27 protein-coding genes and 4 tRNA genes are annotated in these 25777 nt (G+C 60.1%); 6 read left to right on the top strand and 25 right to left on the bottom strand.

The genetic code is table 11. From position 1 onward, the window contains the following. Nucleotides 1-79 precede the first annotated feature (79 nt). The 6 genes from GM655_RS13275 (at nucleotide 80) to GM655_RS13250 (ending at nucleotide 5725) form a co-directional block, all read left to right on the top strand. On the top strand, nucleotides 80-961 hold the full coding sequence (locus tag GM655_RS13275; protein WP_155435139.1) for an MBL fold metallo-hydrolase: 882 nt from the start codon (nucleotides 80-82) through the stop codon (nucleotides 959-961). Nucleotides 962-981: 20 nt separating this feature from the next. Beyond that, a complete protein-coding gene (locus GM655_RS13270) occupies nucleotides 982-2652 on the top strand; it encodes a bifunctional protein tyrosine phosphatase family protein/NAD(P)/FAD-dependent oxidoreductase (RefSeq protein WP_155435138.1) in 1671 nt (556 codons plus the stop codon). A 25-nt stretch (nucleotides 2653-2677) separates the two neighbouring features. Next, nucleotides 2678-3502 carry a sulfite exporter TauE/SafE family protein gene (locus tag GM655_RS13265; RefSeq protein WP_155435137.1) on the top strand — a complete coding sequence of 275 codons (825 nt, stop codon included), beginning with the start codon at nucleotides 2678-2680 and terminating at the stop codon, nucleotides 3500-3502. A 45-nt stretch (nucleotides 3503-3547) separates the two neighbouring features. Beyond that, nucleotides 3548-4204: a class I SAM-dependent methyltransferase gene (locus tag GM655_RS13260; RefSeq protein ID WP_155435136.1), complete on the top strand. Its 657-nt coding sequence runs from the start codon at nucleotides 3548-3550 to the stop codon at nucleotides 4202-4204. A 123-nt stretch (nucleotides 4205-4327) separates the two neighbouring features. Continuing rightward, nucleotides 4328-5233, top strand: a complete 906-nt coding sequence (locus GM655_RS13255) for a LysR family transcriptional regulator (RefSeq protein WP_155435135.1) — start codon at nucleotides 4328-4330, stop codon at nucleotides 5231-5233. A gap of 81 nt (nucleotides 5234-5314) precedes the next feature. Then, nucleotides 5315-5725: a RidA family protein gene (locus GM655_RS13250; protein WP_155435134.1), complete on the top strand. Its 411-nt coding sequence runs from the start codon at nucleotides 5315-5317 to the stop codon at nucleotides 5723-5725. A 263-nt stretch (nucleotides 5726-5988) separates the two neighbouring features. On the opposite strand, the gene GM655_RS13245 is transcribed toward GM655_RS13250, so the two are convergent. From GM655_RS13245 to plsX, 25 genes are all read right to left on the bottom strand, one after another. Then, nucleotides 5989-6062 (bottom strand) — tRNA-Cys (locus GM655_RS13245). 52 nt (nucleotides 6063-6114) lie between these two features. Then, nucleotides 6115-6190 (bottom strand) — tRNA-Gly (locus tag GM655_RS13240). Between the two features lie 47 nt (nucleotides 6191-6237). Then, a tRNA-Gly gene (locus GM655_RS13235) sits at nucleotides 6238-6313 on the bottom strand. 62 nt (nucleotides 6314-6375) lie between these two features. Further along, nucleotides 6376-6451 (bottom strand) — tRNA-Gly (locus GM655_RS13230). A 122-nt stretch (nucleotides 6452-6573) separates the two neighbouring features. Continuing rightward, on the bottom strand, nucleotides 6574-7155 hold the full coding sequence (pgsA, locus tag GM655_RS13225; protein ID WP_155435133.1) for a CDP-diacylglycerol--glycerol-3-phosphate 3-phosphatidyltransferase: 582 nt from the start codon (nucleotides 7153-7155) through the stop codon (nucleotides 6574-6576). 99 nt (nucleotides 7156-7254) lie between these two features. Then, the gene (uvrC, locus tag GM655_RS13220; RefSeq protein WP_155435132.1) at nucleotides 7255-9117 is read right to left on the bottom strand and encodes an excinuclease ABC subunit UvrC; all 1863 of its coding nucleotides are present in this window, start codon (nucleotides 9115-9117) and stop codon (nucleotides 7255-7257) included. A gap of 39 nt (nucleotides 9118-9156) precedes the next feature. Then, entirely contained in the window at nucleotides 9157-9552 is a 396-nt protein-coding gene (gene acpS / locus GM655_RS13215; protein WP_155435131.1) for a holo-ACP synthase, read from the bottom strand. Next, nucleotides 9549-10310, bottom strand: coding sequence for a pyridoxine 5'-phosphate synthase (gene pdxJ / locus GM655_RS13210; RefSeq protein ID WP_155435130.1), 762 nt, complete (start codon nucleotides 10308-10310; stop codon nucleotides 9549-9551). Before pdxJ ends, acpS begins: the two co-directional genes overlap by 4 nt. 21 nt (nucleotides 10311-10331) lie before the next feature. Continuing rightward, nucleotides 10332-11258 (bottom strand): DNA repair protein RecO, encoded by a 927-nt coding sequence (recO, locus tag GM655_RS13205; protein ID WP_155435129.1) that lies wholly within the window; start codon nucleotides 11256-11258, stop codon nucleotides 10332-10334. A gap of 10 nt (nucleotides 11259-11268) precedes the next feature. Beyond that, complete coding sequence (era, locus tag GM655_RS13200) at nucleotides 11269-12168, bottom strand: GTPase Era (protein ID WP_155435128.1); 900 nt, start codon at nucleotides 12166-12168, stop codon at nucleotides 11269-11271. A 9-nt stretch (nucleotides 12169-12177) separates the two neighbouring features. After that, the gene (rnc, locus tag GM655_RS13195; protein WP_155435127.1) at nucleotides 12178-12996 is read right to left on the bottom strand and encodes a ribonuclease III; all 819 of its coding nucleotides are present in this window, start codon (nucleotides 12994-12996) and stop codon (nucleotides 12178-12180) included. A 29-nt stretch (nucleotides 12997-13025) separates the two neighbouring features. Then, nucleotides 13026-13409 carry a DUF4845 domain-containing protein gene (locus tag GM655_RS13190; protein WP_155435126.1) on the bottom strand — a complete coding sequence of 128 codons (384 nt, stop codon included), beginning with the start codon at nucleotides 13407-13409 and terminating at the stop codon, nucleotides 13026-13028. 21 nt (nucleotides 13410-13430) lie between these two features. Continuing rightward, nucleotides 13431-14348 carry a signal peptidase I gene (gene lepB / locus GM655_RS13185; protein WP_155435125.1) on the bottom strand — a complete coding sequence of 306 codons (918 nt, stop codon included), beginning with the start codon at nucleotides 14346-14348 and terminating at the stop codon, nucleotides 13431-13433. Beyond that, nucleotides 14345-16138 carry a translation elongation factor 4 gene (gene lepA / locus GM655_RS13180; RefSeq protein WP_155435124.1) on the bottom strand — a complete coding sequence of 598 codons (1794 nt, stop codon included), beginning with the start codon at nucleotides 16136-16138 and terminating at the stop codon, nucleotides 14345-14347. Before lepA ends, lepB begins: the two co-directional genes overlap by 4 nt. 283 nt (nucleotides 16139-16421) lie before the next feature. Next, nucleotides 16422-16664: a glutaredoxin family protein gene (locus GM655_RS13175; protein ID WP_155435123.1), complete on the bottom strand. Its 243-nt coding sequence runs from the start codon at nucleotides 16662-16664 to the stop codon at nucleotides 16422-16424. A 50-nt stretch (nucleotides 16665-16714) separates the two neighbouring features. Next, a complete protein-coding gene (locus tag GM655_RS13170; protein WP_155435122.1) occupies nucleotides 16715-18223 on the bottom strand; it encodes a Do family serine endopeptidase in 1509 nt (502 codons plus the stop codon). A gap of 136 nt (nucleotides 18224-18359) precedes the next feature. Then, nucleotides 18360-18647, bottom strand: coding sequence for a sigma-E factor negative regulatory protein (locus GM655_RS13165; protein WP_155435121.1), 288 nt, complete (start codon nucleotides 18645-18647; stop codon nucleotides 18360-18362). 71 nt (nucleotides 18648-18718) lie between these two features. After that, a complete protein-coding gene (gene rpoE, locus GM655_RS13160; RefSeq protein WP_161034994.1) occupies nucleotides 18719-19321 on the bottom strand; it encodes an RNA polymerase sigma factor RpoE in 603 nt (200 codons plus the stop codon). A gap of 82 nt (nucleotides 19322-19403) precedes the next feature. Beyond that, a complete protein-coding gene (locus GM655_RS13155; RefSeq protein ID WP_155435120.1) occupies nucleotides 19404-19904 on the bottom strand; it encodes a protein YgfX in 501 nt (166 codons plus the stop codon). 169 nt (nucleotides 19905-20073) lie between these two features. Next, the gene (fabF, locus tag GM655_RS13150) at nucleotides 20074-21321 is read right to left on the bottom strand and encodes a beta-ketoacyl-ACP synthase II (protein WP_155435119.1); all 1248 of its coding nucleotides are present in this window, start codon (nucleotides 21319-21321) and stop codon (nucleotides 20074-20076) included. Nucleotides 21322-21350: 29 nt separating this feature from the next. Next, nucleotides 21351-21590 carry an acyl carrier protein gene (gene acpP, locus GM655_RS13145; RefSeq protein ID WP_055936274.1) on the bottom strand — a complete coding sequence of 80 codons (240 nt, stop codon included), beginning with the start codon at nucleotides 21588-21590 and terminating at the stop codon, nucleotides 21351-21353. Between the two features lie 145 nt (nucleotides 21591-21735). Next, the gene (fabG, locus tag GM655_RS13140) at nucleotides 21736-22482 is read right to left on the bottom strand and encodes a 3-oxoacyl-ACP reductase FabG (RefSeq protein WP_155435118.1); all 747 of its coding nucleotides are present in this window, start codon (nucleotides 22480-22482) and stop codon (nucleotides 21736-21738) included. Between the two features lie 45 nt (nucleotides 22483-22527). After that, a complete protein-coding gene (gene fabD / locus GM655_RS13135) occupies nucleotides 22528-23463 on the bottom strand; it encodes an ACP S-malonyltransferase (RefSeq protein WP_155435117.1) in 936 nt (311 codons plus the stop codon). A 99-nt stretch (nucleotides 23464-23562) separates the two neighbouring features. Then, a complete protein-coding gene (locus GM655_RS13130) occupies nucleotides 23563-24588 on the bottom strand; it encodes a beta-ketoacyl-ACP synthase III (RefSeq protein WP_155435116.1) in 1026 nt (341 codons plus the stop codon). Nucleotides 24589-24611: 23 nt separating this feature from the next. Continuing rightward, a complete protein-coding gene (plsX, locus tag GM655_RS13125; RefSeq protein ID WP_155435115.1) occupies nucleotides 24612-25670 on the bottom strand; it encodes a phosphate acyltransferase PlsX in 1059 nt (352 codons plus the stop codon). Nucleotides 25671-25777: the final 107 nt, after the last annotated feature.

Below are 25777 nucleotides of genomic sequence, written 5' to 3'. Positions count from 1 at the left end.
TGCGCTAGATCAAATCTGGCACGGCTTTTGCTGCTTATAGCCGCGAATGCGCCGCTGTGAGCGCCACGAGGAGAAAACAATGACCGTTACGCCATTACATGTCGAAGGCTTTTTCGACGCCGCCACCAGCACTGTCAGCTATCTGGTGCTCGACCCTGCTACCCGCGCCTGCGCCCTGATCGACAGCGTGCTCGATTACGATCCCAAGTCCGGCCGCACCAGCACCACCTCGGCCGACCAACTGATCGCGCGCGTGGCCGAACTGGGCGCCAGCGTGGCATGGATACTGGAAACCCATGTCCACGCCGACCACCTGACGGCGGCGCCCTATCTCAAAGGCAAACTGGGCGGCAAGATCGGCATCGGCCAGCACATCACCACGGTGCAGCGCGTGTTTGGCGGCCTGTTCAACGCGGAGCCGGAAATGGCACGCGATGGCAGCCAGTTCGACCATCTGTTCAGCGATAACGAAGAATTCCACATCGGCACCCTGAGCTGCCGCGCCATGCATACGCCGGGCCACACGCCGGCCTGCATGACCTATGTAGTCAGCAACGAGAGCCAGAGCGCCGCCTTTGTCGGCGACACCCTGTTCATGCCGGACTTCGGCACGGCCCGCTGCGACTTCCCCGGCGGCGATGCCCGCACGCTGTTCCGCTCCATCAACCGGGTACTAAGCCTGCCCGAAGATACCGTGCTCTACATGTGCCACGACTACCAGCCGGGCGGACGCGAACTGCGCTACGTGAGCAGCGTGGCCGAAGAACGCCAGTCCAACATCCATGTGCGCAATGGCATCAGCGAAGAAGAATTCGTCTCCATGCGTTCCAAGCGCGATGCCACGCTGGACATGCCGGTACTGCTGCTGCCGTCCGTGCAGATCAATATGCGCGCCGGCCACCTGCCACCCGCCGAAGCCAATGGCACGCGCTACATCAAGATCCCGCTCAACGCCGTCTAAAACAATCACCAGGAACCACCATGGAATTACACACGCTGAGCGCTGAATTATCCGTCGCCCCCCAGATCCTGCCGGAAGATCTGGCCCGCATCCGCGCCGCCGGCTTCCAGTCCCTTATTTGCAACCGTCCCGATGGCGAGGCGGGCGACCAGCCCCTGTTTGCCGAAATCGAACGGGCCGCGCAGGCACTGGGCCTGCGCACCTACTACCTGCCCGCCGTGTCGGGCAAGGTGACGGACGAACAGGGCCAGCTATTCGGCCAAGTGATGGCCGAGCTGCCCAAGCCCGTGCTGGCTTACTGCCGCACCGGCATGCGCTCGACCACCATGTGGGCACTGGCCGAAGCGCGCCATAAATCGCTACCCGAGATTGTCGCGGTGGCGCAGCGTGCCGGCTACGACATGAAAGGCGTGGTCCGCCGCATCATCAACCAGGGCCGTACCCCGCTCGACGATGTGGAAGTGGCACATGCGGTAGTCATCATCGGCGGCGGCGCTGCCGGCATCGCCACCGCATCGAGCCTGCTCGCGCGCGATCCGGAACTGGACATCGCCATCATCGATCCGGCCGATGTGCACTACTACCAGCCCGGCTGGACGCTGGTAGGCGGCGGCGTCTTCGATGCGGCCACCACGGCCCACACCATGGCAGCCACCATACCGCGCGGCGTCAACTGGATCAAGGCAGCCGTCGCAGCCTTCGAGCCGGAACGCAATGCCCTGATACTCGACGGCTGCCGCGTCGTCAAATACCAGCAACTGGTGGTCTGCCCCGGGCTCAAGCTGGACTGGCACGCCATCGAAGGCCTGTCCGATACGCTGGGCCGCAACGGCGTGACTTCCAACTATCTCTACCATCTGGCGCCCTACACGTGGAAACTTGTGAACCAACTCGGTAAAGGCCGCGCCATCTTCACCCAGCCGCCCATGCCCATCAAGTGTGCGGGCGCGCCGCAGAAGGCCATGTATCTGTCGGCCGACCAGTGGAAGCGCAGCGGTGCGCTGGACCAGATCGATATCGAATTCTGCAGCGCCGGTGCCGCCCTGTTCGGCGTGGCCGACTATGTGCCCGCGCTGATGGAATATGTGAAGGCTTACGGCATCCACCTGAATTTCGGCAATACGCTGGTGCGCGTCAACGGTCCGGCCAAGATCGCCACCTTCCGCCACACCGGCGCTAACGGCAAGGAAGAACTGATAGACCGTCCATTCGACATCCTGCATGTGGTACCGCCGCAAGTGCCGCCCGACTTCATCCGCGTCAGCCCGCTGGCCGATGCCGCCGGATGGGTCGATGTAGATCCGGCCACGCTGCGCCACAAGGCCTGGCCAAATATCTACGCGCTGGGCGACGTCGCCAACACGCCCAATGCCAAGACAGCCGCCGCCGCACGCAAACAAGCCCCCGTAGTGGCGTACAATCTGCTGGCTGCAATAGACCAGCGCAATAGCAGCGCCCAGTACGATGGCTACGGCTCCTGCCCGCTGACGGTGGAACGGGGCAAGATCGTGCTGGCCGAATTCACCTACGGCGGCAAGCTGGCGCCTAGCTTCCCGCGCTGGTTCATCGATGGCACCCGCCCTTCGCGGCTGGCCTGGCTGCTGAAGGAGCGCATCCTGCCGCCGCTGTACTGGAAAGGCATGCTGAAAGGCCGCGAGTGGCTGGCCAAACCGGAACTGGCCGACCAATGAGTGCACAGCGCAAGGAGAAGCAGCGATGATGGTGGTCAGCCTGTTAGGCTTCACGGTCGGCATCATCCTCGCGTTGACGGGTGCGGGCGGCGGCATACTGGCCGTGCCGCTATTGGTATTCGGCGCGGGCCTGAACATGGCGCAGGCCGGGCCGATAGGCCTGCTGGCGGTGGCACTGGCCGCCGCGCTGGGCGCCGTCATGGGCCTCAAACAGGGTACGGTGCGCTACAAGGCCGCGCTGCTGATCGCCGGCGCGGGCATATTGTGCTCGCCGCTGGGCCTGTGGCTGGCGCAGCGCACGCCCAACCGGCCGCTCAGCATGGTGTTTGCTGTGGTGCTGCTGTATGTGGCGTGGCGCGTCTACCAGCGTGCGACGGCCACTGCCTCCAGTGCTAATGCTGCCAACAGTAGCAGTGGCACAGGCAGCACGCCGCAAGCTGCCCCGCCCTGCCGGCTCGACATACAGCGCGGCAAGCTGAACTGGACCGCCCCTTGCGCGCGCGCGCTGGCCATGTCCGGACTGCTGGCGGGTGGCCTGTCTGGGCTGCTCGGCGTGGGCGGCGGTTTCGTCATGGTGCCCGCTTTGCAGCGCTATACGGATCTGAATACCCAGTCCATCCTGTCGACATCGCTGGCCGTGATCGCGCTGGTATCGTTTTCCGGTGTCGCCGCCAGTGCTGCCACCGGCCACCTGCTGTGGGCCATAGCTGTGCCGTTTTCCGCGGGTGCACTGGTCGGCATGACGAGCGGCCGGCTACTGGCCGCCAGACTGGCAGGCCCCGTTCTGCAGCAAGCATTTGCTCTGGTGTCAGCAGGCGTCGCCGTGGCACTATTCATACGGGCACTGTAATCGCCGCCGTGCCCCTCTTATCACGTCTACGCAGCAGGAGCCCGCATGAACCAGCCATCTGATACTCAAGCGCCATCCGCCGTCTGGGATGCGCGTTACGCTAGCAGCGAATACGTGTTCGGCACCACGCCCAACGAATTTCTGCGCCAGCACGCCAGCGTGTGGGCGACCGGCAGCCGCATCCTGTGCGTGGCCGATGGTGAAGGCCGCAACAGCGTCTGGCTGGCGCAGCAAGGCCTAGAGGTGGAAGCCTTCGACATTTCCGCGGTCGGGGTAGAAAAAGCGCGTCAGCTAGCCAGCAGCCAAGGCGTCACCGTGCAGTACGACGTGGCCGACTGCGACAACTGGACCTGGCCGCCAGCACGTTATGACGGGGTCGCCGCCATCTTCTTCCAGTTTGCCGATCCAGCCATGCGGGCTCGCATATTCCAGCACATACGGGACAGCCTGAAACCGGGCGGCATCCTGATCCTGCAAGGCTACACGCCCAAGCAGCTCGACTACAAAACCGGCGGCCCACCCCAGCTTGATCATCTGTACACGCGCGAACTGCTGACGCAAGCGTTTGCCGGCATGGAGATCCTCGAACTGCGCGAGTACGACGCCGAGCTCAGCGAAGGCGCCCGCCACACGGGCCGCTCCGCCCTGATCGGACTGGTGGCGCGCCAGCCCTGCACTGTAAGCAGCCCAACCGAAAGCTAACGCGAGGCACCGCCAGCGAGATCGTCACGGCATGCAAGCTAGTGTGGCATAGTAAAATCGCCCCCTCACTGCGCGACCGGGCTAACGACCTCATCGGTCTGCAGACTTCGTATGAGGATAGCTATGTTCGAGAAGCTGGAAATCTGTCATCTGCGCTTGCTGCGGGAAATTTATGCCACGGGAACGGTTTCTGCTGCCGCAGAGGCGCTCAATATTTCGCAGCAGGCAGCCAGCCTCCAACTGAAGAAAATCCGCGCCATCCTCGGCGACCCGGTGTTTCAGCGCAGCGGCCATGGTGTGGTAGCGACCGCGTATGGGCAGCAGATACGCGGCCATATAGACCAACTGTTCGCACTGATCAGTTCCATGCCCAAACCGTCGGACGAACCGCTGGAAAGCATGGTGCGCAGCCTGAGTATTTCCGCCACGGACTACACTCAGCTCATACTGGTCGATCCGCTGTTCCGCCAGCTACGGGCTCGCGCGCCACAGGTAAAACTGAAACTGTCCAATATCGAGTCATTCAGCCTGAATCGCCGCCTGCAGACTGGCGAGCTCGATATCGCGTTCACCTCCAGCGGCTATGTTCCCGAAGGTTTGATGTCGACCCCGCTTTTTACCGAGAAATATATGTGCGTGTCCGCGCAAGCGCTCGCCAACAATGCCGCTCCGCTTGCGATCAGCGCGCTGGCGCAGCACGATTTTCTGGTGGTATCTCCCGGCGTCGCTAGCTTTGATGGTTCCGCCAGTAGCTGGTTTGCACAGCAGGGACTGAAGCGCAATGTGGTGGCGACAGTCCCCTCGTTCTGGATGGCGCAGGCCTACCTCAGACAGTCGGATCTGGTGGCGTTCATACCGTCCAGATTAATGCCCAGCGCTGGTCTGGTCGAGATTCCGCTACAGAAGTACCCTCCGGGCTTTCAAGTGGTGGCGGCTTACCATGGGGCGATGTCCGGCGATCCATTGCTGACATGGGTACTCGACATAGCCCGGGCATTGCCCGGTAATGCAAGTAGTGTTTGCTTGTAAGGGCTACAAGCAAACAGCACTTTTTGACGGCAAATGCGATTTTTATAATCGCGCACTTCTCCACCAGAAGTGAAAGATGCTATGTCAACTATCTTAATCAACCCTGCCCACCTCTACGATGGTGCTGCTGTAGGTATGTCCCAGGCTAAAGTCGATTTAAACACCCGGCTCGTGTATGTATCCGGCCAGGTGGACTGGGATATACATTCTCAGGTCCGCCATACCAGCCTGGAGGGGCAGACTGAAGGCGCGCTAGAGCAACTATCTAGCGTTCTCAGGGCAGCCGGTACCGCGCTGGAAAATGTATTGCAGGTTCGCATCTATGTGCGCGGTGAATTAGCCGACAGTATGGAGCAGATTGTGCCCGTCTTTGCGCGGCACTTCGGCACTATCCGGCCAGCCCTGACCGGGGTGGGAGTGGCATCCCTCGCTTCGCGCGACACCCTCATAGAAATCGAAGCCGTAGCACAACTGCCGGTACTGCCGGCCTAAGCGCTGTTCCGTGTGCCGCCAGCCACTGGGCTTGCTGGTGGCACACTTACGCCTAGTCCCCCCGCGATGGCACACATGCCAGCTCCGCAGTAATTAAACCGGCGAATTGCAACTGGCCTCAACGGCCAAAGCGAGCCGTTGCAAGGTAGCATTGCTACCAAAATGAAGTAGCAATGAAGCAGTTTGAGCGCGCGTGAAGCCCACGAGGACTAAAACTACGCACCAAGCACAACGCTAAGTATTTGATTTCTTGGGGATTTTTTTGGAGGCGAGGATCGGAGTCGAACCGACCTAGACGGCTTTGCAGGCCGCTGCATAACCGCTTTGCTACCTCGCCTGAGGTAATCTGACAGGAGTAACAGCGGGTTACGCACTGCTATCCGAAATTCTGGAGCGGGAGAAGAGTCTCGAACTCTCGACCTCAACCTTGGCAAGGTTGCGCTCTACCAACTGAGCTACTCCCGCGTAGGAGTTTGCACTACTTTTACTGCGCCATCCGTTTCCGGGGAAACTGGAGCGGGAGAAGAGTCTCGAACTCTCGACCTCAACCTTGGCAAGGTTGCGCTCTACCAACTGAGCTACTCCCGCATTGGAGTCCAACATTTTAGCACTCAGCTTTAAAACTTGCTAGTGCCACGTTATCGATGCTTTGGAGCGGGAGAAGAGTCTCGAACTCTCGACCTCAACCTTGGCAAGGTTGCGCTCTACCAACTGAGCTACTCCCGCGTCGTCGTCATCAACAACAGGCCAGCATTATAGAGGAACTACGCTGGCTGTCAATGGCAATCTTTTGTTTAAGCAAAAATATTGAATATCATTTAGCCTATTTAATCCGGCCCGCCCTGCCCTTACAGCTGGCCGGACTTTTCCTTGATCAGCGGCCAGGCCAGACGCAGATAGTAGAACATCGACCACACAGTCAGCACGGCAGCCACTTCCAGCAGGCGCGCGCCCCAGAACTGGCTATCGATGGCGCCCCACAGCACGTCATGGAACAGCAGCAGCGGAATCGCCATCATCTGCGCGGTGGTTTTGATTTTACCGAGCGAGCTGACCGCCACCGACTTGGAAGCGCCGATCTGCGCCATCCATTCGCGCAGCGCGGAAATGGCAATCTCGCGGCCAATGATGATGAAGGACAGCACGGCATTGGCTCTATCGAGCTGCACCAGCACCAGCAAGGCGCCGGCCACCATCAGCTTGTCCGCCACCGGATCGAGGAAGGCACCAAAAGCCGAAGTCTGGTTCCAGCGCCGCGCCAGAAAACCGTCAAACCAGTCCGTCACCGCCGCGACGATGAAGACCATGGTGGCCGCCAGATTCTGGTCAGCTACCGGCAGCACCGTGGTGGGCAGATAATAGACGCCGACTACCAGCGGAATCAGCGCCACGCGCAACCAGGTCAACAGGATCGGAATATTAAAAGGCATAAATAATCGGCTATCGTGAATTGGGCAATGCGCCGCTAGTCTACCTTGCTATGGCACATTAAACCAGCACACTGTAGAGACTGCGCATAGAGGCAGGCTTCAGTGTAGCTGGCGGTAGATTTCCTCGGCCAGTGCCTGCGAGATGCCTTCCACCTGCTTCAGGTCCTCCACGCTGGCATCGACCACGCCGCGCAGTCCACCGAAGCGGGCCAGCAGGCGCTGGCGCCGCTTGGCGCCTATGCCTTCGATTTCTTCGAGGCGCGAAGTCTGGCGCGTCTTGGCGCGCTTGGCACGCATGCCCGTAATGGCGAAGCGGTGCGCCTCGTCGCGGATCTGCGCCACCAGCATCAGCGCAGCCGATTCCTTGCCCAGCTCCTGCGCCTCGCGACCATCGACAAACATCAGCGTTTCCAGCCCCACGCGGCGGCCTTCGCCTTTGGCCACGCCGACGATCAGGCTGATATCCAGCCCCAGCTCGGCAAACACCTGACGCGCCATTTCAATCTGGCCTTTGCCGCCATCAATCAGCACCACGTCCGGCATCACGCCATCACCGTTCGCCACTTTTTCGTAGCGGCGCATCAGCACCTGGCGCATGGCGGCGTAATCGTCGCCCGGCGTGATGTCGTTGATGTTGTAGCGGCGGTACTCGCCGTTCTGCATCTGGTGGTGATGGAACACCACGCACGAAGCCTGGGTAGCTTCGCCCTGCGTGTGCGAGATATCAAAGCACTCGATGCGCAGCGTGTCGATATCTTCCGGCTCCAGCGACAGCGCCTCCACCAGTGCACGCGTGCGCGACTGCTGCGAACCCTGCTCCGACAGCAAGCGCGCCAGCGAAATCTCGGCGCCCTTCTGCGCCAGCTCCAGCCATTTGCGGCGCTGGTCCTGCGGCTGGAACACCAGATGGATACGGTGGCCGCACTGCTCCTGCAGCGCCAGCATCAGCGCCGGCTGGTCGAATTCGATGTTGAGAATCAGCGTACCGGGGATGAACTTCTCGGTGTAATGCTGGACCAGGAAGGCGGCCAGCACTTCCACTTCCAGCGGCTGGTCGGCAATCGCTGCCGCATCGCCGATATGGTTGGGGAAGTAGGCCCGGTCGCCCAAATGGCGCCCGCCGCGTACCATGGCCAGATTGACGCAGGCACGGCCACCCTGCACCAGTACCGCCAGAATATCCACATCGGCGTCGCCCGTGGTTTCCATGCTCTGCTGGTGCAGCACGCGCGAGAGCGACTGGATCTGGTTACGCACGGTGGCCGCCTGCTCGAACTTCAGCTCGGCCGCATAGGCGTGCATCTTCTTTTCCAGCTCGTCGAGTATCTCGGTCTGGCGCCCGCGCAGGAAGCGCGCCGCATTGTCGACGTCGGCCTGATAGTCTTCCTTGCTGATCAGGTCCACACAGGGGCCGCTACAGCGGCCGATCTGGTTGAGCAGACAGGGCCGCGTGCGGTTGCTGTACACGCTGTCTTCGCAGGTGCGCAGGCGGAATACCTTCTGCAATATCTGCATGGATTCCTTGACGGCCCACGAACTGGGGAAAGGCCCGAAATACTGGTTCTTGCGATCGACCGCGCCACGGTAATACACCATGCGCGGTGCCTCGCCGCCCGTGATCTTCAGATACGGATAGGACTTATCATCGCGGAACAGGATATTGAAGCGGGGGCTGAGCGCCTTGATCAGGTTATTTTCAAGGATCAGCGCTTCCGCCTCGCTATGGGTGACGGTGGTTTCCAGCCGCGCGATACGTTCCACCATCATGGCGATGCGCGGGCTGCTCAGGTTCTTCTGGAAGTAGCTCGACACGCGCTTCTTCAGATCGCGCGCCTTGCCCACATACAGCACCTTGTCTTCCGCATCGAAATAGCGGTACACGCCCGGCAGATTGGGCAGCCTGGCCACCGTGGCCAGCACCTGTGCACGCGCATCAGGCGCGCTATCTTCCACTTCGCTCATCTAGAATTCACCACACTCAAGCCACACACCGCACGCCGCTCATGCGGCCTGCTCGACGATCACAAACGCCACCGCATACTCTTCTTCATCACTGATCGTCACCTGTGCCGACAGTCTATGCCGCTGCATGAATTCCTGCAGCGCGCCACTGCAGACGATCACCGGCTTGCCGCTGGGAGCATTCAGCATCTGTGCCGCCGTCCACGTCATCGGCATGCGCATGCCCAGCCCTATGGCCTTGGAAAACGCTTCCTTGGCGGCGAAACGGGTAGCCACAAACCGCACCCCGCGTGACGCGCTTCTGGCTTTACGGGCCAGATACTTTTCCATCTCCTGCGGTCCCAGTATCTTGCGCGCAAAGCGGTCGCCATAGCGCGCCAGCGACGCTTCTATGCGTGGTATCTTGCAGATATCGGTGCCTATGCCGTAAATCATGCGCGCGTGCCCAGACGGGTGGCCAGCATGATGGCCTTCATTTCGCGCACGGCGTTTTCCCAGCCCACGAACACGGCATGGCCGACGATGGCATGGCCGATATTCAGTTCGGCGATTTCAGCGATGGCCGCTATCGCCTGCACATTGGTGTAATGCAGGCCATGGCCGGCATTCACCTTCAGGCCTTTGGCTACGCCATACAGCGCGCCGCGCTTGATGCGCTCCAGCTCCGCCGCCTGCTCTGCGCCTGCCGTATCGGCATAGCGGCCCGTGTGCAGTTCGATCACGGGGGCGCCGATGGCGGCCGTGGCATCCATCTGCGCTTCATCCGCATCGATGAACAGGCTGACGCGTATGCCTTCGGCCTGCAGCTGCTTGACGGCCGCTTCCACCGCCTTGTAATGGGTCACCACATCGAGTCCGCCTTCGGTAGTCACTTCGGTGCGCTTTTCCGGCACCAGACAGACATCGGCCGGCTTGATGCGGCAGGCGAAATCGATCATTTCCTGCGTTACGGCCGCTTCCAGATTCATGCGCGTGAGCAGTTGCGGCGCCAGCGCGATCACGTCGGCATCCTTGATATGGCGGCGGTCTTCGCGCAGGTGCAGCGTGATGCAGTCAGCCCCGGCCTGCTCGGCCAGCAACGCAGCGCGGATGGGATCGGGATAGCTGGTGCCGCGCGCATTGCGCAGCGTGGCGACGTGGTCGATGTTCACGCCGAGATCAATGATGGTGCCTACAGGTTGCAGAAAGCTCATGGTGTATACCGTTTATCTGGTTTATAACTGCAGCAGGTCGATCAGGATCTGCCGCGTATTCAGCGGTGCGCCGCCCAGATGGTGGGCCAGCAGGAACCGCATTAACTGTTTGCTCTGGGACTGCGTGGCGCCGTCCTGATAATCTTCGCGCTCCATGTCGAGCAGGGTCTTGCCTGCCACGCCGGGCCAGATATCGGCGGCGCGCTGGGGCCGCGGGCCCCGTTCGGGATCGACCACATACACCACATCGGCCTGCACCGTGCTGCGGGTATCGGTACAGCGGGTCAGATCTGCGGCCACCCCGGTCTCTTTCAATAGCGCGCGCTCGAATTTGCGCAGCACGATGGTGGGCGGTTCATTATGCGCCAGCTGGTTGAGGGTAGCCACGTAATGGTCGAACAGGGCCGGATGGGCATCATCGCGCGCCAGCAGTTTGACCAGCAGTTCGTTCAGATAGAAGCCGCACAGCAGTGCGGTCTTTTCCAGCGGCAGCATGCCGCCTACCCATTCGGCATCGGTCAGCGTACGTAATTCCGATTTGCCGACCCAGCTAGAGGACAGTGGCTGGAAGGTCTGCAGCACGCCGCGCAGTTGCGAATGGGGACGTTTGGCGCCCTTGGCGATCAGCGCCACGCGGCCATAGTCGCGCGTGAACAGATCGATGATCAGGCTGGTTTCTTTGTAGGGATAACTATGCAGCACAAAGGCTGGCTGGCCGGCCACCTTGGTGCCAACGGTGCGCTCGCGCGTCGGTGCACGGGAAGATTTTCTGGCTGCAGCAACTGCAGGGGCTGTGGTGGCTTCAGTCGCCACGGCGGTTGCAGGAGCGGCCGCAGCGGCGGCAGCATAGGCCGCGGGGCTTTCCGCCACTTGCTCACGCTGCGCCGCTGCCGGCGCCGCACTGGCGCCAGCCGCTGTATTGTCGGCCTCGAGCGTGATGTTGGACATCGTCCCTCTGTTATTCGTAGCCGTAGGCGCGCAGCCCTGCTTCGTTGTCGGCCCAGCCGGATTTGACCTTGACCCAGATTTCCAGATACACGGGGCCGCCGAACAGCTTTTCCATGTCCAGACGCGCTTGCGTCGAAACCTCTTTCAGACGCGCGCCCTTGTTACCGATGATCATGGACTTGTGGGTGTCGCGTTCGACCAAAATCGCGGCGAACACGCGGCGCAGATCGCCCTCCTGCTCGAATTTTTCGATCATCACCGTGCTGGTGTAAGGCAGTTCGTCGCCGACGAAGCGGAACAGCTTCTCGCGCACGATTTCCGAGGCGAGGAATTTCTCGCTGCGGTCAGTGATATCGTCCGGTCCGAAGATAGGCTCGTTCTCGGGCAGGAAGCGCTTGATTTCCTTTTCCAGACCGTCGAGCTGGAAGCGCAGCTTGGCCGACACCGGCACGATGGCGGCGAAGTTGAACTTGGCCGCCACCTGCTGGGCGAACGGCAGCAGCACGGCCTTGTCTTTCACACGGTCAGCTTTGTTAATCACCAGCAGCACCGGCACTTCGGTCGGCAGCAGATCGAGCACCTGCTGGTCGGCCGGGCCGAAGGTGCCGGCTTCGATCACGAACAGAATCAGGTCCGACGAAATCAGCGTATTGGTGACGGTCTTGTTGAGCGTCTTGTTCAGCGCATTGGCGTGACGGGTCTGGAAGCCCGGCGTATCGACGTAGATGAGCTGGGCATCATCATAGGTCTGGATGCCGGTGATGCGGTGGCGCGTGGTCTGCGCCTTGCGCGAAGTGATGCTGACCTTGGCGCCGATCAGGGTATTCATCAGGGTCGATTTGCCCACATTGGGGCGGCCCACGATGGCGATATAGCCGCAGCGGAACGGAGCGTTGGTGTCGGTAGTCATAATGCCTCTTTACTTGTTGGCCGCTTTGGTGGTGCCTGCCGGTGCTGGGCCAGGTGCAGGCGAACTCGGTTCGCTCGACTGCACGGTGGCGATGCCGGCCAGCTTGAGCTGGGCCGCACGGGGCTTGGCCTTGCGCGCAGCGCCCGGGGTTTTCACCAGCGCCTGTTCGGCCACTTCCAGCGCCAGCTTGGCAGCGGCCTGTTCACCGGCACGACGGCTACCGCCGCGGCCAAATACCTGTATGCCCAGCTTGGGCACCAGACATTCGATTTCGAATTCCTGACTGTGCGCAGCGCCATGGGTAGCGACCACGTTGTACAGCGGCAGGGAGATTTTTTTACTTTGCAGGAATTCCTGCAGCAGCGTCTTGGCATCCTTGCCTAGCGTCTGCGGGTCCACCGTATCGAGAATGGGAATGTAGAACGCGCGGATCACATCGCGCGCCGGGTCGAAGCCGCCATCGAGGAAGATGGCGCCCAGCAGCGCTTCCAGCGTATCAGCCAGAATAGACGGACGGCGGAAGCCGCCCGATTTGAGTTCGCCTTCACCGAGGCGCAGGAACTGCGACAGTTCCAGCTTCTGGGCGATTTCGAACAGCGATTGCTGCTTGACGAGGTTGGCGCGCAGGCGCGACAGATCGCCCTCGTCGATCTGCACATAGCGTTCGTACAGGATGGACGCCACCACGCAGTTCAGCACCGAGTCGCCCAGAAACTCCAGCCGCTCGTTGTGCAAACTGCTATGGCTACGGTGCGTCAAGGCTTGCTGTAACAGCCCAGCATCCTGGAACGTGTAGCCTAGACGGGTTTGCAGTAACTGGAGATTCATTATGTGATTGGTCGGTTTTCTAATACGGTTTATTGGTCGGCTTTGGACATGCCATGTTTGGCAGTGCTGCCCTCGTATTCGAGCAGCAGGCTGGCCGGTCCGATCAGGGGAATTTTCTTCTCGTAGGCGAAGCTGATTTCCGTCTCGCCGTTTTCGCCGCGGCTGATGATCAGATCCTTGCCGTTGATGGCGCTGATGTAGCCCACGGTGGCGCTGGCATCGAAGGACTTCTGCATCTGCAGCACCGTACCACCGCCCGCCTTGGCGCTGACGATGGCATTCTGGATGGCGCGGTATTCGGTATAGGTGGGCACGATTTTGAGTGCCAGCACGGCGACAAAGCCGCCCACGGCCAGCAAAACAATCAGCCCGACCAGTGAGATACCCTGCTGCCGCTGCTTCCCTGTGTGCATGACCGTTCCTTTCACCACAGCTTAGTGGATGGTGCCGATACGGCGCCAGCTACCGAGATTGAGCCAGACGAAGAATGCCTTGCCGACGATGTTCTTGTCCGGCACAAAGCCCCAGTAGCGGCTGTCCGCGCTATTGTCGCGGTTATCGCCCATCATGAAGTAATTACCGGCTGGCACAACGCAAGTAAAGCCTTCATAACGGTAGGTGCAATTCTCGCTGTACGGGAACTGTTTCACGCCTTCCAGATTCAGCGTCGGTGCCGCTTCGTTGTTCAGGATGCGGTGGCTCACGCCCGTCAGATTCTCCGTGTACTGCTTGTTGTAGACCAGATGCTCATCGTCCAGGTAATCGTCCAGCGCAGTGTACTTCACTTCCACACCGTTCACGGTTAAGCGCTTGTTTTCATAGGTAATTTTATCACCGGGCACGCCGATCACGCGTTTGATGTAATCCTGGCTCATATCCTGTGGATATTTGAACACCATTACATCGCCGCGCTGCGGATCGTTGATCTGGATGATTTTCTGGTTGATCACGGGCAGACGTATGCCGTAGGTGAACTTATTCACCAGTATCAGATCGCCTACCAGCAGGGTCGGCACCATCGACGAGGATGGAATCTTGAACGGTTCGTACAGGAAGGAGCGCAGGAAGAACACCAGTGCGATCACGGGGAAGAAGCTGCCCGAGTATTCGATCCACGTAGGCTGGCGCAGCAGACCTGCTTCAATGGCGGCGCGGTTGCCCTGATTGTCCACCTTGATGCCATCCGCCGTCAGCTTGGCGTTACGGGCGTCGTATTCGGCCAGTGCACGGTCGGCCGCAGCGCGGCGCTGCTTGGCCAGATAGAATACATCGAGGAACCAGATCACCCCCGTCACCACCATCAGGATGAACAGGATTAAAGCGAAATTGCCCAGAATCACTTGCAGGTTCATTTCTCTTCCACTTGTAAAATTGCCAGGAAGGCTTCTTGTGGAATTTCCACCGAGCCCACTTGCTTCATACGTTTCTTACCGGCCTTCTGCTTCTCCAGCAGTTTCTTCTTACGGCTCACGTCACCGCCGTAGCACTTGGCCAGCACGTTCTTGCGCAGCGCCTTGACGTTTTCACGCGAAATCACGGTGGCACCGATGGCCGCCTGAATCGCTACGTCGAACATCTGGCGCGGAATCAGTTCGCGCATCTTGGCCGCTACCTGACGGCCGCGGTAGGCACTGTTGGAACGGTGCACGATGATGGCCAGCGCATCGACTTTTTCGCTGTTGATCAGCATGTCGACCTTGACCACGTCCGAGGAACGGTATTCCTTGAACTCGTAATCCATCGAAGCGTAACCGCGCGAAGTCGATTTGAGCTTGTCGAAGAAGTCCAGCACGATCTCGCCCATCGGCATTTCGTACACCAGCTTGACCTGACGGCCGTGGTAGCTCATGTCCATCTGCACGCCGCGCTTGCCGATACACAGGGTAATCACCGAGCCGACGTATTCCTGCGGCATGTACAGATTGACAGTGACGATAGGTTCGCGGATATCGGCGATCTTCGACGGTTCCGGCATGCGCGAAGGGTTGTCCACCTTCAGAATGCTGCCGTCGCGCATTTCCACTTCGTACACCACGGTCGGCGCCGTGGTGATCAGATCCATATCGAATTCGCGTTCCAGACGTTCCTGCACGATTTCCATGTGCAGCAGGCCGAGGAAGCCGCAACGGAAGCCGAAGCCCAGCGCCTGCGATACTTCCGGCTCGTACATCAGGGCCGCGTCATTGAGCTTGAGCTTTTCCAGCGAGTCGCGCAGCGCGTCGTACTGGTTGGCTTCGACCGGGAACAGACCGGCAAACACCTGTGGCTGCACTTCCTTGAAGCCGGGCAGCGGTTCCGGTGCCGGACGGCTGGCCAGCGTGACCGTATCGCCCACTTTGGCGGCCTTCAGTTCCTTGATACCGGCGATGATAAAGCCCACCTGACCGGCCGACAGTTGCGGCAGCGAGACGGAACGGGGCGCGAACACGCCGATGTCTTCCACCAGTTGCACCGAGTCGGTGGCCATCAGCTTGATCTTGTCTTTCGGACGCAGCGTGCCGTTGACAACGCGCACCAGCATCACCACGCCCACATAGGCGTCGTACCACGAGTCGACGATCAGGGCCTGCAGCGGTGCATCCGGATCGCCCTTCGGGGGCGGCACTTTGGCGATGATGGATTCCAGCACATCATCCACGCCCAGACCCGTTTTGGCCGAGCAGTGCACGGCGTCACCGGCTTCGATACCGATCACGTCTTCGATTTCCGCAATCGCGCTAGGCGGGTCGGCATTCGGCAGGTCGATCTTGTTCAGCACAGGCACGACTTCCACGCCCAGATCGAGTGCCGTGTAGCAGTTGGCCACGGTCTGCGCTTCCACGCCCTGCGAAGCATCCACCACCAGCAGCGCGCCTTCGCAGGCCGACAGCGAGCGCGAAACTTCGTAGGAGAAGTCGACGTGGCCCGGGGTATCGATCAGGTTCAGGTTGTACACCTTGCCATCGCGCGCCTTGTACTGCAGGGCAGCCGTCTGCGCCTTGATGGTAATGCCGCGCTCGCGCTCCAGATCCATAGAATCGAGCACCTGCGCCTCCATCTCGCGTTCGGACAGACCGCCGCACAGTTGAATGATGCGGTCGGCCAGGGTCGATTTACCGTGGTCGATGTGGGCGATGATGGAGAAATTGCGTATGTTATTCATTAACAAATGGCCAAAAACAAGTCAAAAACGAGTCAAAACGGGTACAAAACAGCGGGCGCAGGCATAAAGCCGGCGCGCCATACAAAAAAAGCGCTCCGAGCGGGGCTGTCTGCCCTGGCGAGCGCCTTGATCACAGCTAGACTCAACACTTAACGTCCTGACAGGACGTCTTACCCCGTGCATTTTACCGGATTTCAGAGTGGAAAGCCCTACTTTGCGCGGCTAAATGCTGCACTGCGCTCCACCGGATGCACAAAAACCCTGCAACTTGCATCATTTTTCATCAGCGCGCCAGCAATTCGCGGACTTTTGCTTCATCTAGGAAATAGTGGCATAGCTCGGGTTGTTCCAGATCGGCAAATAGTACGGGCACCAGCTCGTCGAAACGGGCCACCAAGGCCGGATCGTCATCGACATCGATCACATCGACCGTAATCGGCTGTTGCGGGGTTTGCATACGCATCAGGGCATCGAGCATGTCCTGGCATAAATGGCAATAACTACGGGAATACAGAGTGAAATGCATGGTTGGAACAGGGTCTGGCGCCAGCGCTGGCAGCAGACCCTGCGGACTCCTTATTTGACGCCAGGACGGATGGAAATGAATTGCGACTGCTCGCCGCGCCGCACCAGCAGTACGGCCGGCTTTTTACTGTCGAGCTTGGCCACGACGGCCTGGAACTGGCGCACATCGCGAATTTCCGTGTTATTCACTTGCAACAACACATCGCCCTCTTCCAGACCGGCGTCCGCCGCCGCCCCTTCGGCCGTATCGACCTGCACGCCACCGTTCACACCCAGAGTTTTCTTCTGCTCGGCAGTCAGATCGCTCACACGCAAGCCCAGCGCGTTGGCGGCAGCTTTTTCCGCCGCAGCCGCCTCGCCTTTACCCTTGGCGCCGCTGGCCTTGGCCTGCTTCTCGCCATCGAGGTCGGCCACACTGATAGGCAGCTCGAGCTGCTTGCCCTGACGCCACAGTGTGATCGTCAGCTTGGCATCGAGCGGCGTACTGCCCACCAGACGCGGCAGGTCGGACGAGCGCTTGATCGGCGTGCCATTGAATTTAAGGATGATATCGCCAGGCTTGACGCCGGCCTTGTCGGCCGGACTGCCAGCCTCCACTTGCGATACGAGCGCGCCCTGCGCCGACTTCAAGCCCAGCGACTCGGCCACTTCCTTGCTCACTTCGGCAATCTTGACGCCCATGCGCCCGCGCGTGACCTTGCCGCTCTTCTTGATCTGCTCGGATACGCGCACCGCCTCATCGATAGGAATCGCAAACGAAATCCCGCTATAACCACCGGACAGCGTTGCGATCTGCGAATTAATGCCTATCACCTCGCCGCGCATATTGATCAGCGGCCCGCCCGAATTGCCGGGATTGACGGCCACATCGCTCTGGATCAGGGCCAGATATTCGCCCGTATCGCGCTGCTTGGCTGAAATGATGCCCGCCGTCACAGTGTTTTCCAGATTGAACGGCGAACCGATGGCGATCACCCATTCACCGACGCGGATTTTTTCGGAACTGCCCAGCACGAGGAAAGGCAGATTCGCCCCTTCGATCTTCAGCACGGCCACATCGGTACTGGCATCGGCACCCAGCACCTTGGCCTTGAATTCACGCTTGTCCGTCAGCGTTACCAGCACTTCATCGGCGCCATCGATCACATGAGCATTGGTCATCACATAGCCGTCGGCCGACAGGATGAAGCCGGATCCCACGCCGCGCGGCACCGGTTCTTCGGACGGCGCCTGACGGCGTCCACGCGGCACGGCCTTGCCACCGGGCTGGGGCAGCGCACCACCAAAGAAACGGCGCAAGAACTCCTGCATTTCTTCATCGCCGATCTGGCCGCCACCCATGCGCCCACTCTTGGGGCGTTCCAGTGTGCGGATATTCACTACGGCTGGCCCCACCTGATCCACCAGATCGGCGAAATTCGGCAAGCCCACCACGACGCCGGTGGCAGCGGCAGCAGCCTGTACGGGCGTCAGGCCCAGTACGGCAGGAGAAAACCAGACACAGGCGCCTACAGCCAGCGCCCCCAGCGTTTTACGATCTACAAAAATTTGTTTTTTCATGGAAGGTATCGGTCTTTAACAGGTTGCGGAACGCAGCACACTGATGCAGGCCGGTGTTGCCGTCCTTGCATGCAGGATCGTCTATGGTAAGCGAAAACCTGTGTTCCGGCACAGTCCTGCCAGAGCGTGGCGCCACTCAGGACGAGATGGTGCTAGTCTGGGTGTCGGCATCAGGCGTGTCCGCCCCGCTGTGGGCTGGCTCGGCGGCCAGCCGTTGCGCCAGCCGGGCCTGGAAGGCAGGGCTCGGTAATGCTGCTGCAGTTGCTTCGGCCTGCAGCGTGTCACGCACCAGATGATAGGCGCGCCAGCGCTGCTGCCCTTCGGCTGTGGCCAGAGCGGCCAGAGCCAGTTCGCGCTCGCTCTCATCCAGTTCGCCATCCGCCAGCGCGGAAAGGTGTTCGCGCATCCGTCGTTGTATATCCATCGTGCCTTCCGCCCCGTAAAAACTCTCCAGCCCAGCCCTAAGCCTTTCCCGACAGCACCATGATTGCTGCCCTACCAGCGCTTGTCAACCGGCATATCGAGCAGGGGACGCAGTTTGTCGGCAATCACTTCGCGTGCCCGGAAGATGCGGCTACGCACTGTCCCTATCGGGCAGGCCATGATGGCGGAGATTTCTTCGTAGCTCAGACCTTCGATTTCGCGCAGGGCGATGGCCGTGCGCAAATCCAGCGGCAAAGCATCCATGGCCGCATTCACGGTCTGGGCGATCTGCTTGCTTGCCAACATAGATTCCGGTGTATTCATATCGCGCAAATGCTCGCTCTCGGCAAAGGTTTCCGCTTGCTCCGCGTCAATCTCGGTAGACGTGGGGGTACGGCGGCCCTGCGTGGCCAGAAAATTCTTCGCCGTGTTGATGCCTATGCGGTACAACCATGTATAGAAAGCCGATTCGCCGCGAAAGTGCCGCAAGGCGCGATAGGCTTTGATAAAGGTCTCCTGCACGACATCTTCGGCTTCCGTCTGGTCGTGCACGATACGCGATAGCAGCCGCATCAGCCTGCGCTGGTATTTCGCTACCAGCATATCGAAGGCTTGCTTGTCGCCATCCCGCACCCGCTCTACCAGTCGCTCGTCACACTCGCGTTCAGTTGTCACTCCTGCATTCCTCGATGGTCTGCAGCGCCGGCAACTCCGCTTCCTAAGCTATAGAGTTTGCCCGCTGCAAGAAGTTCCGGCTTTATTTGAGCGCGCTGCGCGCCGCCAGTGCCCGACTAGCCAGCATCAGGGCACGCCAGTCCGCTGCGCTCACGCTGTCCGCCAGCACGAGCAGATAGCGGCCCGGCTGGCCTGGCACACCCAGATGCAGCAGCAACAGGCACGGCCAGATCAGCGTACCTGCCCGAAGATAGTGCGCGTCCGCCCTGCCCGCCGTCCGTACCGCAACGCACGTTGGCACCGCGCCGGCAGCAGCGATCGTGGACTGCGCGTTGTACTGCGCCTTGTACTGCGCCTTGTACTGATATACCGACAAGTACCACTGGCCGCCAGCAGTTATATCAAGCTGCAGTAGCGCTGCCGACGCGCCACTGCGGGCCGCTGCTGCCATGACGATGCACAGCAAACTCCAGCATTGAGCAGGACAGGCCAGCGCCGACAGACAGACGGTACAGCGCAAGCCCGCACACAGCCAGCGCAGGCGCAACGACGGGCGTAATACGACACTGGCAGCGATCGACATGACAAGCAGCCTTGCGCAGCGGAGTTGAAATCAGTGGTGGAGAAACTTGGAAGCGCCGGCCACAAGGCCGGGCAATTCTGGCAGCACGGAATAGCGCTACCGAATTTACGCTCACCCTGTTTTGGACAGGGTGAGCGCTATTTAGTTCAGGCCGGAGCCGAACCGGGTATTACAGTTTGCCGAAGACCAGACTGCCGTTGGTGCCGCCGAAGCCGAACGAGTTCTTGACTGCATACTCGATCTTCATATCGCGCGCCACATTGGCACAGAAGTCCAGATCGCAGGCCGGATCCTGGTTGAAGATGTTGATGGTCGGTGGCGACACCTGATGATGTACTGCCAGTACCGTAAACACTGCTTCCAGACCGCCGGCACCGCCCAGCAGGTGACCCGTCATCGACTTGGTCGAGTTGATCACCATGTTTTTGGCGTGCGCACCGAAGGTACGCTTGATACCCTGTACTTCAGCCAGATCGCCCAGCGGAGTCGAAGTACCGTGCGCATTCAGGTACTGCACCTGATCCGGATTGACACCGGCATGCGCCAGTGCAGCAATCACGGACTTGCTGCCGCCACTGCCATCTTCCAGCGGCGAAGTCATGTGATAAGCATCGGCACTCATGCCGAAGCCCAGCAGCTCCGCGTAGATTTTGGCGCCGCGCGCCTTGGCGTGTTCGTACTCTTCCAGCACCATCACACCGGCGCCTTCGCCCAGCACGAAACCGTCACGATCGGTATCCCATGGACGGGAAGCGGTCGCTGGATCATCGTTGCGGGTGGACAGAGCACGGGCCGAAGCAAAGCCGCCCAGACCCAGTGGCGATACGGTCGATTCCGCACCGCCAGCGATCATCACGTCGGCATCGCCGTATTCGATCAGACGGGCCGCCATGCCGATACAGTGCAGGCCGGTGGTGCACGCCGTCACGATCGACAGGTTAGGACCGCGCATGCCGTACTGGATCGACAGATTGCCCGAGATCATATTGATGATCGAAGCAGGCACGAAGAATGGCGAGATACGGCGCGGACCGCGCTTGTCGTAGTCTTGCTTGGTTTCTTCGATCAGCGGCAAGCCGCCGATACCGGAACCGATCATCACGCCGATGCGATCGGCGTTCTCTTCGGTTACGACCAGGCCGGCGTCCTGCACCGACTGTATGCCGGCGGCCATGCCGTAATGGATAAAGGTATCCATGTGGCGCGCTTCCTTAGCGGGGATGTAATCCTCGATATTGAAGCCTTTGACTTCACCGGCGAACTGGGTGGTGAAAGCTTGCGCATCAAACTTGGTGATGCTGGCGATCCCCGACTTACCTTCGGTGATAGCGGCCCACGAATCGGCAATGGTATTGCCGACCGGGGTCACGCAGCCGAGGCCGGTGACGACAACACGACGGTTTTTAGAACCTCTCAAGCGATTCTCCTAGAGTCGATCGGGCAGAATTAGGCCTTGACGTGGGCAGTAGCGTAGTCAATCGCTTGCTGCACGGTCGTGATCTTTTCTGCTTGTTCGTCAGGGATTTCCATTTCGAATTCGTCTTCCAGAGCCATTACCAGCTCTACGGTGTCCAGCGAGTCAGCGCCGAGATCGTCAACGAACGAGGACTCGGTCTTGATGTCTGCTTCAGCGACGCCCAGTTGTTCAGCGACGATTTTCTTAACGCGTTGTTCGATATCCGACATGTTATGGCTCCATTATGTTTGTTACGGAAAGCGCGCATTTTATCAGGTTTGCGCGCCTAAAAACGATTTTCGGCGTCTGCTGCTAAATCAGCCGAAAACACTGCTAAAAGACGGGAACCGGCGAGTATTTCCTCACCGGAACACATCAATTCATATACATCCCGCCATTCACGTGCAGGGTAGTACCGGTAATATAGGCTGCCTGTGGCGAAGCCAGGAAAGCCACCGCCGCAGCGATGTCTTCCGGCTTGCCCAGACGGGCCAGCGGAATCTGGGTCAGCAGGGCGGCGTGTTGCTCTTCGCCCAGCGATTTGGTCATATCGGTATCGATAAAGCCCGGCGCAACACTGTTGACGGTGATGTTGCGGCTGCCGATTTCACGCGCCAGTGCGCGCGTCATGCCTTCTACGCCAGCCTTGGCAGCAGCATAGTTCATCTGGCCCGGGTTGCCCGACGAGGCCACCACGGACGTGATGTTGATGATGCGGCCAGTCTTGGCTTTCATCATGCCGCGCAGCACACCGCGCGACATGCGGCCCACGGCGCTCAGATTGGTGGCGATCACCTGATCCCACTCTTCATCCTTCATGCGCATGGCCAGTTGGTCCATGGTGATACCGGCGTTGTTGACCAGAATGCCCACGGCACCATAGGTCTTGCTGATCTCGTCGATCAGACCCGTGCAGCGCTCGGCGTCAGTCACGTTGAGTACCACGCCCTTGCCCGCTTCGGCACCGACTTCGGCCAGATAGGCGGAAATCGCTTCGGCACCCGCTTCGCTGGTGGCCGTGCCGATCACGCGCGCGCCCTGACGGGCCAGCTCGATGGCAATGGCTTTACCGATGCCGCGCGATGCGCCCGTAACGAGGGCAACTTGGTTTGCTAAATTCATGTGTTTCCTTTGACGTGTAGGGAGTGTGCCTGAAGACCTGCTTGCTTATTTGAGCAAGGTCAACACGCGTTCCAGCGATGCTTGATCGGTGATGGCGTCGCCCACCAGATTGCCATCGATGCGCTTGGTCAGGCCCATCAGCACCTTGCCCGGACCGCATTCGATCACGTTGGTGATGCCTTCGGCGGCCACTTTCTGCATGGTTTCCACCCAGCGCACAGGCGCGGCGGCCTGACGTACCAGCGCATCCTTGATGGCGGCAGGGTCATTCAGCACAGCCACATCGACGTTGTTGATCAGCGCGATCTGCGGCGCAGCAAAGCTCAGGTCCGCCATGTAGTCGCGCAGACGGTCCGAAGCGGGCTTGAGCAGCGACGAGTGGAACGGTGCGGAAACCGGCAGCTTCATGGCGCGCTTGGCACCCTTGCCCTTGGCGATTTCACAAGCGCGCTCGACGGCCGCCGTTTCACCGGCAATCACCACCTGCGCTGGCGCATTGAAGTTGACGGCTTCGACCACGCCGCCAGCGGCAGCCGCTTCGCTGCACGCGGCGCGCACATCGTCGTCGCTCAGACCGAGTACCACGGCCATGGTGCCCTGCCCGACCGGCACGGCTTCCTGCATGGCTTGTGCGCGGAAGCGCACCAGTGGTACAGCATCCTTGAACTGGATCACACCGGCCGCAACCAGCGCCGAGTATTCGCCCAGACTATGACCTGCCACCAGCGACGGCAACGGACCGCCGGCAGCCAGCCAGGCGCGGTACACGGCCACAGCGGCCGTCAACATCACAGGCTGGGTATTGGTGGTCAGATCGAGCTCTTCTTTCGGGCCTTCGGCCATCAGCTTACCCAGATCGAACTGCAGCGCGTCGGACGCTTCTGCAATGGTTTGGGCGACCACGGGATTACCGGCAAAGCCTTCCATCATGGCGATCGCTTGCGAACCTTGACCAGGGAAAACAAAAGCAAATTTAGTCATTACTTCATCCATCAGATTATGTAGATCGCTACGCTAGCATGTCATCGTGACATCTGCACTACTGGCGAGTTCGTTAGAACTCTAATTCTAATTCAAGGCCTAAAGATCAGCCTTTTTATCGCCCACCTCTGGCAAACCATTCATCTTAACAAGGACAGCGCCCCAGGTGAAACCACCGCCCACACCTTCCATCATCACGTTGTGGCCATTTTGGATGCGGCCATCGCGCACGGCCACGTCCAGCGCCAGCGGAATCGAGGCAGCCGAGGTGTTGCCATGCTGGTCTACCGTGACCACCATTTTTTCCGGCGACAGGCCCAGTTTCTTGCCCGTGCTGCTCATGATGCGGATATTCGCTTGATGTGGCACCAGCCAGTCGATCTGGTCCTGCGTCATGCCCGCCTTCTCCAGCGTTTCGTGCGCGACTTTCTCCAGCACGGAAACGGCCAGCTTGAATACGGCCGGACCATCCATGTACAGGAAGGCACTGCCAGCGACAGCACCGCCATCGACATTGCCCGGGACGCTCAGCACATGGGAATTGCGACCATCAGCGTGCAGCTTGGTGGCCAGCACGCCCGGCTCTTCCGACGCCGTCATGACGATGGCGCCAGCGCCGTCGCCGAACAGCACGCAGGTCGTGCGGTCTTCGAAATTCAGAATGCGCGAAAATACTTCCGCGCCGATCACCAGCACGTTCTTGTGCACGCCGGCACGGATGAAAGCGTCCGCCGTCGACACGGCATACACAAAGCCCGAACACACGGCCTGCACGTCGACTGCTGCACCGTTGTTGGTGATACCGAGTTTCTGCTGCACGATACAGGCCGTGCTGGGGAAGCTGCCGAAGAAGTCCGGCGTCGAACTGGCCAGAATGATCAGATCGATATCATTAGGTTGCAGCTTGGCCATCTCCAGCGCGCGCTGCGCCGCGATCACGCCCAGATCGGAAGATTTCTGCTCGGCTTCAGCGAAGTGACGCGCCGAAATGCCGCTGCGGGTGACGATCCACTCGTCGGAAGTTTCAATACCGTTGGCTGCGAGCTGATCCGCCAGTTCCTGGTTGGTCACGCGCTTTGCTGGCAGATAACTGCCAGTGCCGATAATTTTGCTATACAAAGTCATGCCCTCTCGTCGTCCACTACAGATTATTTTGAGGCCGGTGCTTCCGGCGCTTCGGCATTGCGCGGCATGAGCTCGGAAATCAGGGTCGAGATATGCGGCAACACATCATTTTTTGCAGCATCATACGCGCGCTTGATCGCCCATTCAAACGAATATGCATCGGCACCGCCATGGCTCTTAAACACCAGACCACGCAAACCAAGCAGACTGGCTCCGTTATAGCGCGATGGCGACAAGCGTTTCTTGACGTTGTTCAGTGCGCCGCGCCCGATCAGCGCGCCCAGCATGGTGAGCGGGTTGCGGGTGAATTCCGATTTGACCGTATCAGCAAAGAAGCGTGCCACGCCTTCCACGGCCTTGAGTGTGACATTACCCACAAAGCCGTCACAGACCACGATATCGGTCGTGCCTTTGAAGATATCATTGCCTTCCACATTGCCGTAGAAGTTCAGCGCGCCGCGCTCGTGGTCAGCCTGCAGCAGTTTGCTGGTGGCTTTGACCACATCGTTGCCTTTGATGTCTTCCGTGCCGACATTGAGCAGGCCCAGCGTAGGACGCGGGATGTTTTCCATGGCCGACACCATGACCGAACCCATGATGGCGAACTGGTGCAGGTGGTGCGGCTCGCAATCCACGTTGGCACCCAGATCCAGCATATAGGTCGGGCCGCCCTTCTGGTTAGGCATGATGCTGCAGATGGCCGGGCGATCTACACCCGTCATGGTCTTCAGCACGTAGCGGGCCACCGCCATCAGCGCGCCCGTGTTACCGGCCGAAACGCAAGCCTGGGTCTTGCCATCCTTGACCTGCTCGATGGCCACGCGCATCGAGGAGTCTTTTTTACGGCGCAGCGCCACTTCCAGCGGATCATCCATGGTCACCTGCTCGGAGGCGTGCACGATGCTCAGACGCGGATGGGCTTCTGCATGATGTTTTTTAAGTTCTGCGCGTAATACGTCTTCCAGACCGACCAGTACCAGTTCGGCATCAGCATGTTGCTTGAGGAAGGAAATTACTGCGGGGATAGTGACCGATGGACCATGGTCTCCGCCCATGCAGTCGATAGAGATTTTGATTGTCATTTGGGTTGATTCAGTACCACGCTCGAGCCCGGATAGGACCAGCGGCGGCCGGCGGCGGACCAAACAGCGGTCGGTCTACGCGATTCAAAATGACGGTGTGCAAACAG

The organism is Pseudoduganella danionis, assembly GCF_009720775.1.
Classification (GTDB): domain Bacteria; phylum Pseudomonadota; class Gammaproteobacteria; order Burkholderiales; family Burkholderiaceae_D; genus Rugamonas; species Rugamonas danionis.
The sequence above is the reverse complement of the archived record's forward strand: the minus strand, read 5'-3'. Positions and strand labels throughout refer to the sequence as shown.

Bases quoted from the DNA above. Each gene is read 5' to 3' on its own strand.
- GM655_RS13275 (WP_155435139.1), top strand. From the start codon at position 80: ATGACCGTTACGCCATTACATGTCGAAGGCTTTTTCGACGCCGCCACC.
- GM655_RS13270 (WP_155435138.1), top strand. From the start codon at position 982: ATGGAATTACACACGCTGAGCGCTGAATTATCCGTCGCCCCCCAGATC.
- GM655_RS13265 (WP_155435137.1), top strand. From the start codon at position 2,678: ATGATGGTGGTCAGCCTGTTAGGCTTCACGGTCGGCATCATCCTCGCG.
- GM655_RS13260 (WP_155435136.1), top strand. From the start codon at position 3,548: ATGAACCAGCCATCTGATACTCAAGCGCCATCCGCCGTCTGGGATGCG.
- GM655_RS13255 (WP_155435135.1), top strand. From the start codon at position 4,328: ATGTTCGAGAAGCTGGAAATCTGTCATCTGCGCTTGCTGCGGGAAATT.
- GM655_RS13250 (WP_155435134.1), top strand. From the start codon at position 5,315: ATGTCAACTATCTTAATCAACCCTGCCCACCTCTACGATGGTGCTGCT.
- pgsA (WP_155435133.1), bottom strand. From the start codon at position 7,155: ATGCCTTTTAATATTCCGATCCTGTTGACCTGGTTGCGCGTGGCGCTG.
- uvrC (WP_155435132.1), bottom strand. From the start codon at position 9,117: ATGAGCGAAGTGGAAGATAGCGCGCCTGATGCGCGTGCACAGGTGCTG.
- acpS (WP_155435131.1), bottom strand. From the start codon at position 9,552: ATGATTTACGGCATAGGCACCGATATCTGCAAGATACCACGCATAGAA.
- pdxJ (WP_155435130.1), bottom strand. From the start codon at position 10,310: ATGAGCTTTCTGCAACCTGTAGGCACCATCATTGATCTCGGCGTGAAC.
- recO (WP_155435129.1), bottom strand. From the start codon at position 11,258: ATGTCCAACATCACGCTCGAGGCCGACAATACAGCGGCTGGCGCCAGT.
- era (WP_155435128.1), bottom strand. From the start codon at position 12,168: ATGACTACCGACACCAACGCTCCGTTCCGCTGCGGCTATATCGCCATC.
- rnc (WP_155435127.1), bottom strand. From the start codon at position 12,996: ATGAATCTCCAGTTACTGCAAACCCGTCTAGGCTACACGTTCCAGGAT.
- GM655_RS13190 (WP_155435126.1), bottom strand. From the start codon at position 13,409: ATGCACACAGGGAAGCAGCGGCAGCAGGGTATCTCACTGGTCGGGCTG.
- lepB (WP_155435125.1), bottom strand. From the start codon at position 14,348: ATGAACCTGCAAGTGATTCTGGGCAATTTCGCTTTAATCCTGTTCATC.
- lepA (WP_155435124.1), bottom strand. From the start codon at position 16,138: ATGAATAACATACGCAATTTCTCCATCATCGCCCACATCGACCACGGT.
- GM655_RS13175 (WP_155435123.1), bottom strand. From the start codon at position 16,664: ATGCATTTCACTCTGTATTCCCGTAGTTATTGCCATTTATGCCAGGAC.
- GM655_RS13170 (WP_155435122.1), bottom strand. From the start codon at position 18,223: ATGAAAAAACAAATTTTTGTAGATCGTAAAACGCTGGGGGCGCTGGCT.
- GM655_RS13165 (WP_155435121.1), bottom strand. From the start codon at position 18,647: ATGGATATACAACGACGGATGCGCGAACACCTTTCCGCGCTGGCGGAT.
- GM655_RS13155 (WP_155435120.1), bottom strand. From the start codon at position 19,904: ATGTCGATCGCTGCCAGTGTCGTATTACGCCCGTCGTTGCGCCTGCGC.
- acpP (WP_055936274.1), bottom strand. From the start codon at position 21,590: ATGTCGGATATCGAACAACGCGTTAAGAAAATCGTCGCTGAACAACTG.
- fabG (WP_155435118.1), bottom strand. From the start codon at position 22,482: ATGAATTTAGCAAACCAAGTTGCCCTCGTTACGGGCGCATCGCGCGGC.
- fabD (WP_155435117.1), bottom strand. From the start codon at position 23,463: ATGACTAAATTTGCTTTTGTTTTCCCTGGTCAAGGTTCGCAAGCGATC.
- GM655_RS13130 (WP_155435116.1), bottom strand. From the start codon at position 24,588: ATGACTTTGTATAGCAAAATTATCGGCACTGGCAGTTATCTGCCAGCA.
- plsX (WP_155435115.1), bottom strand. From the start codon at position 25,670: ATGACAATCAAAATCTCTATCGACTGCATGGGCGGAGACCATGGTCCA.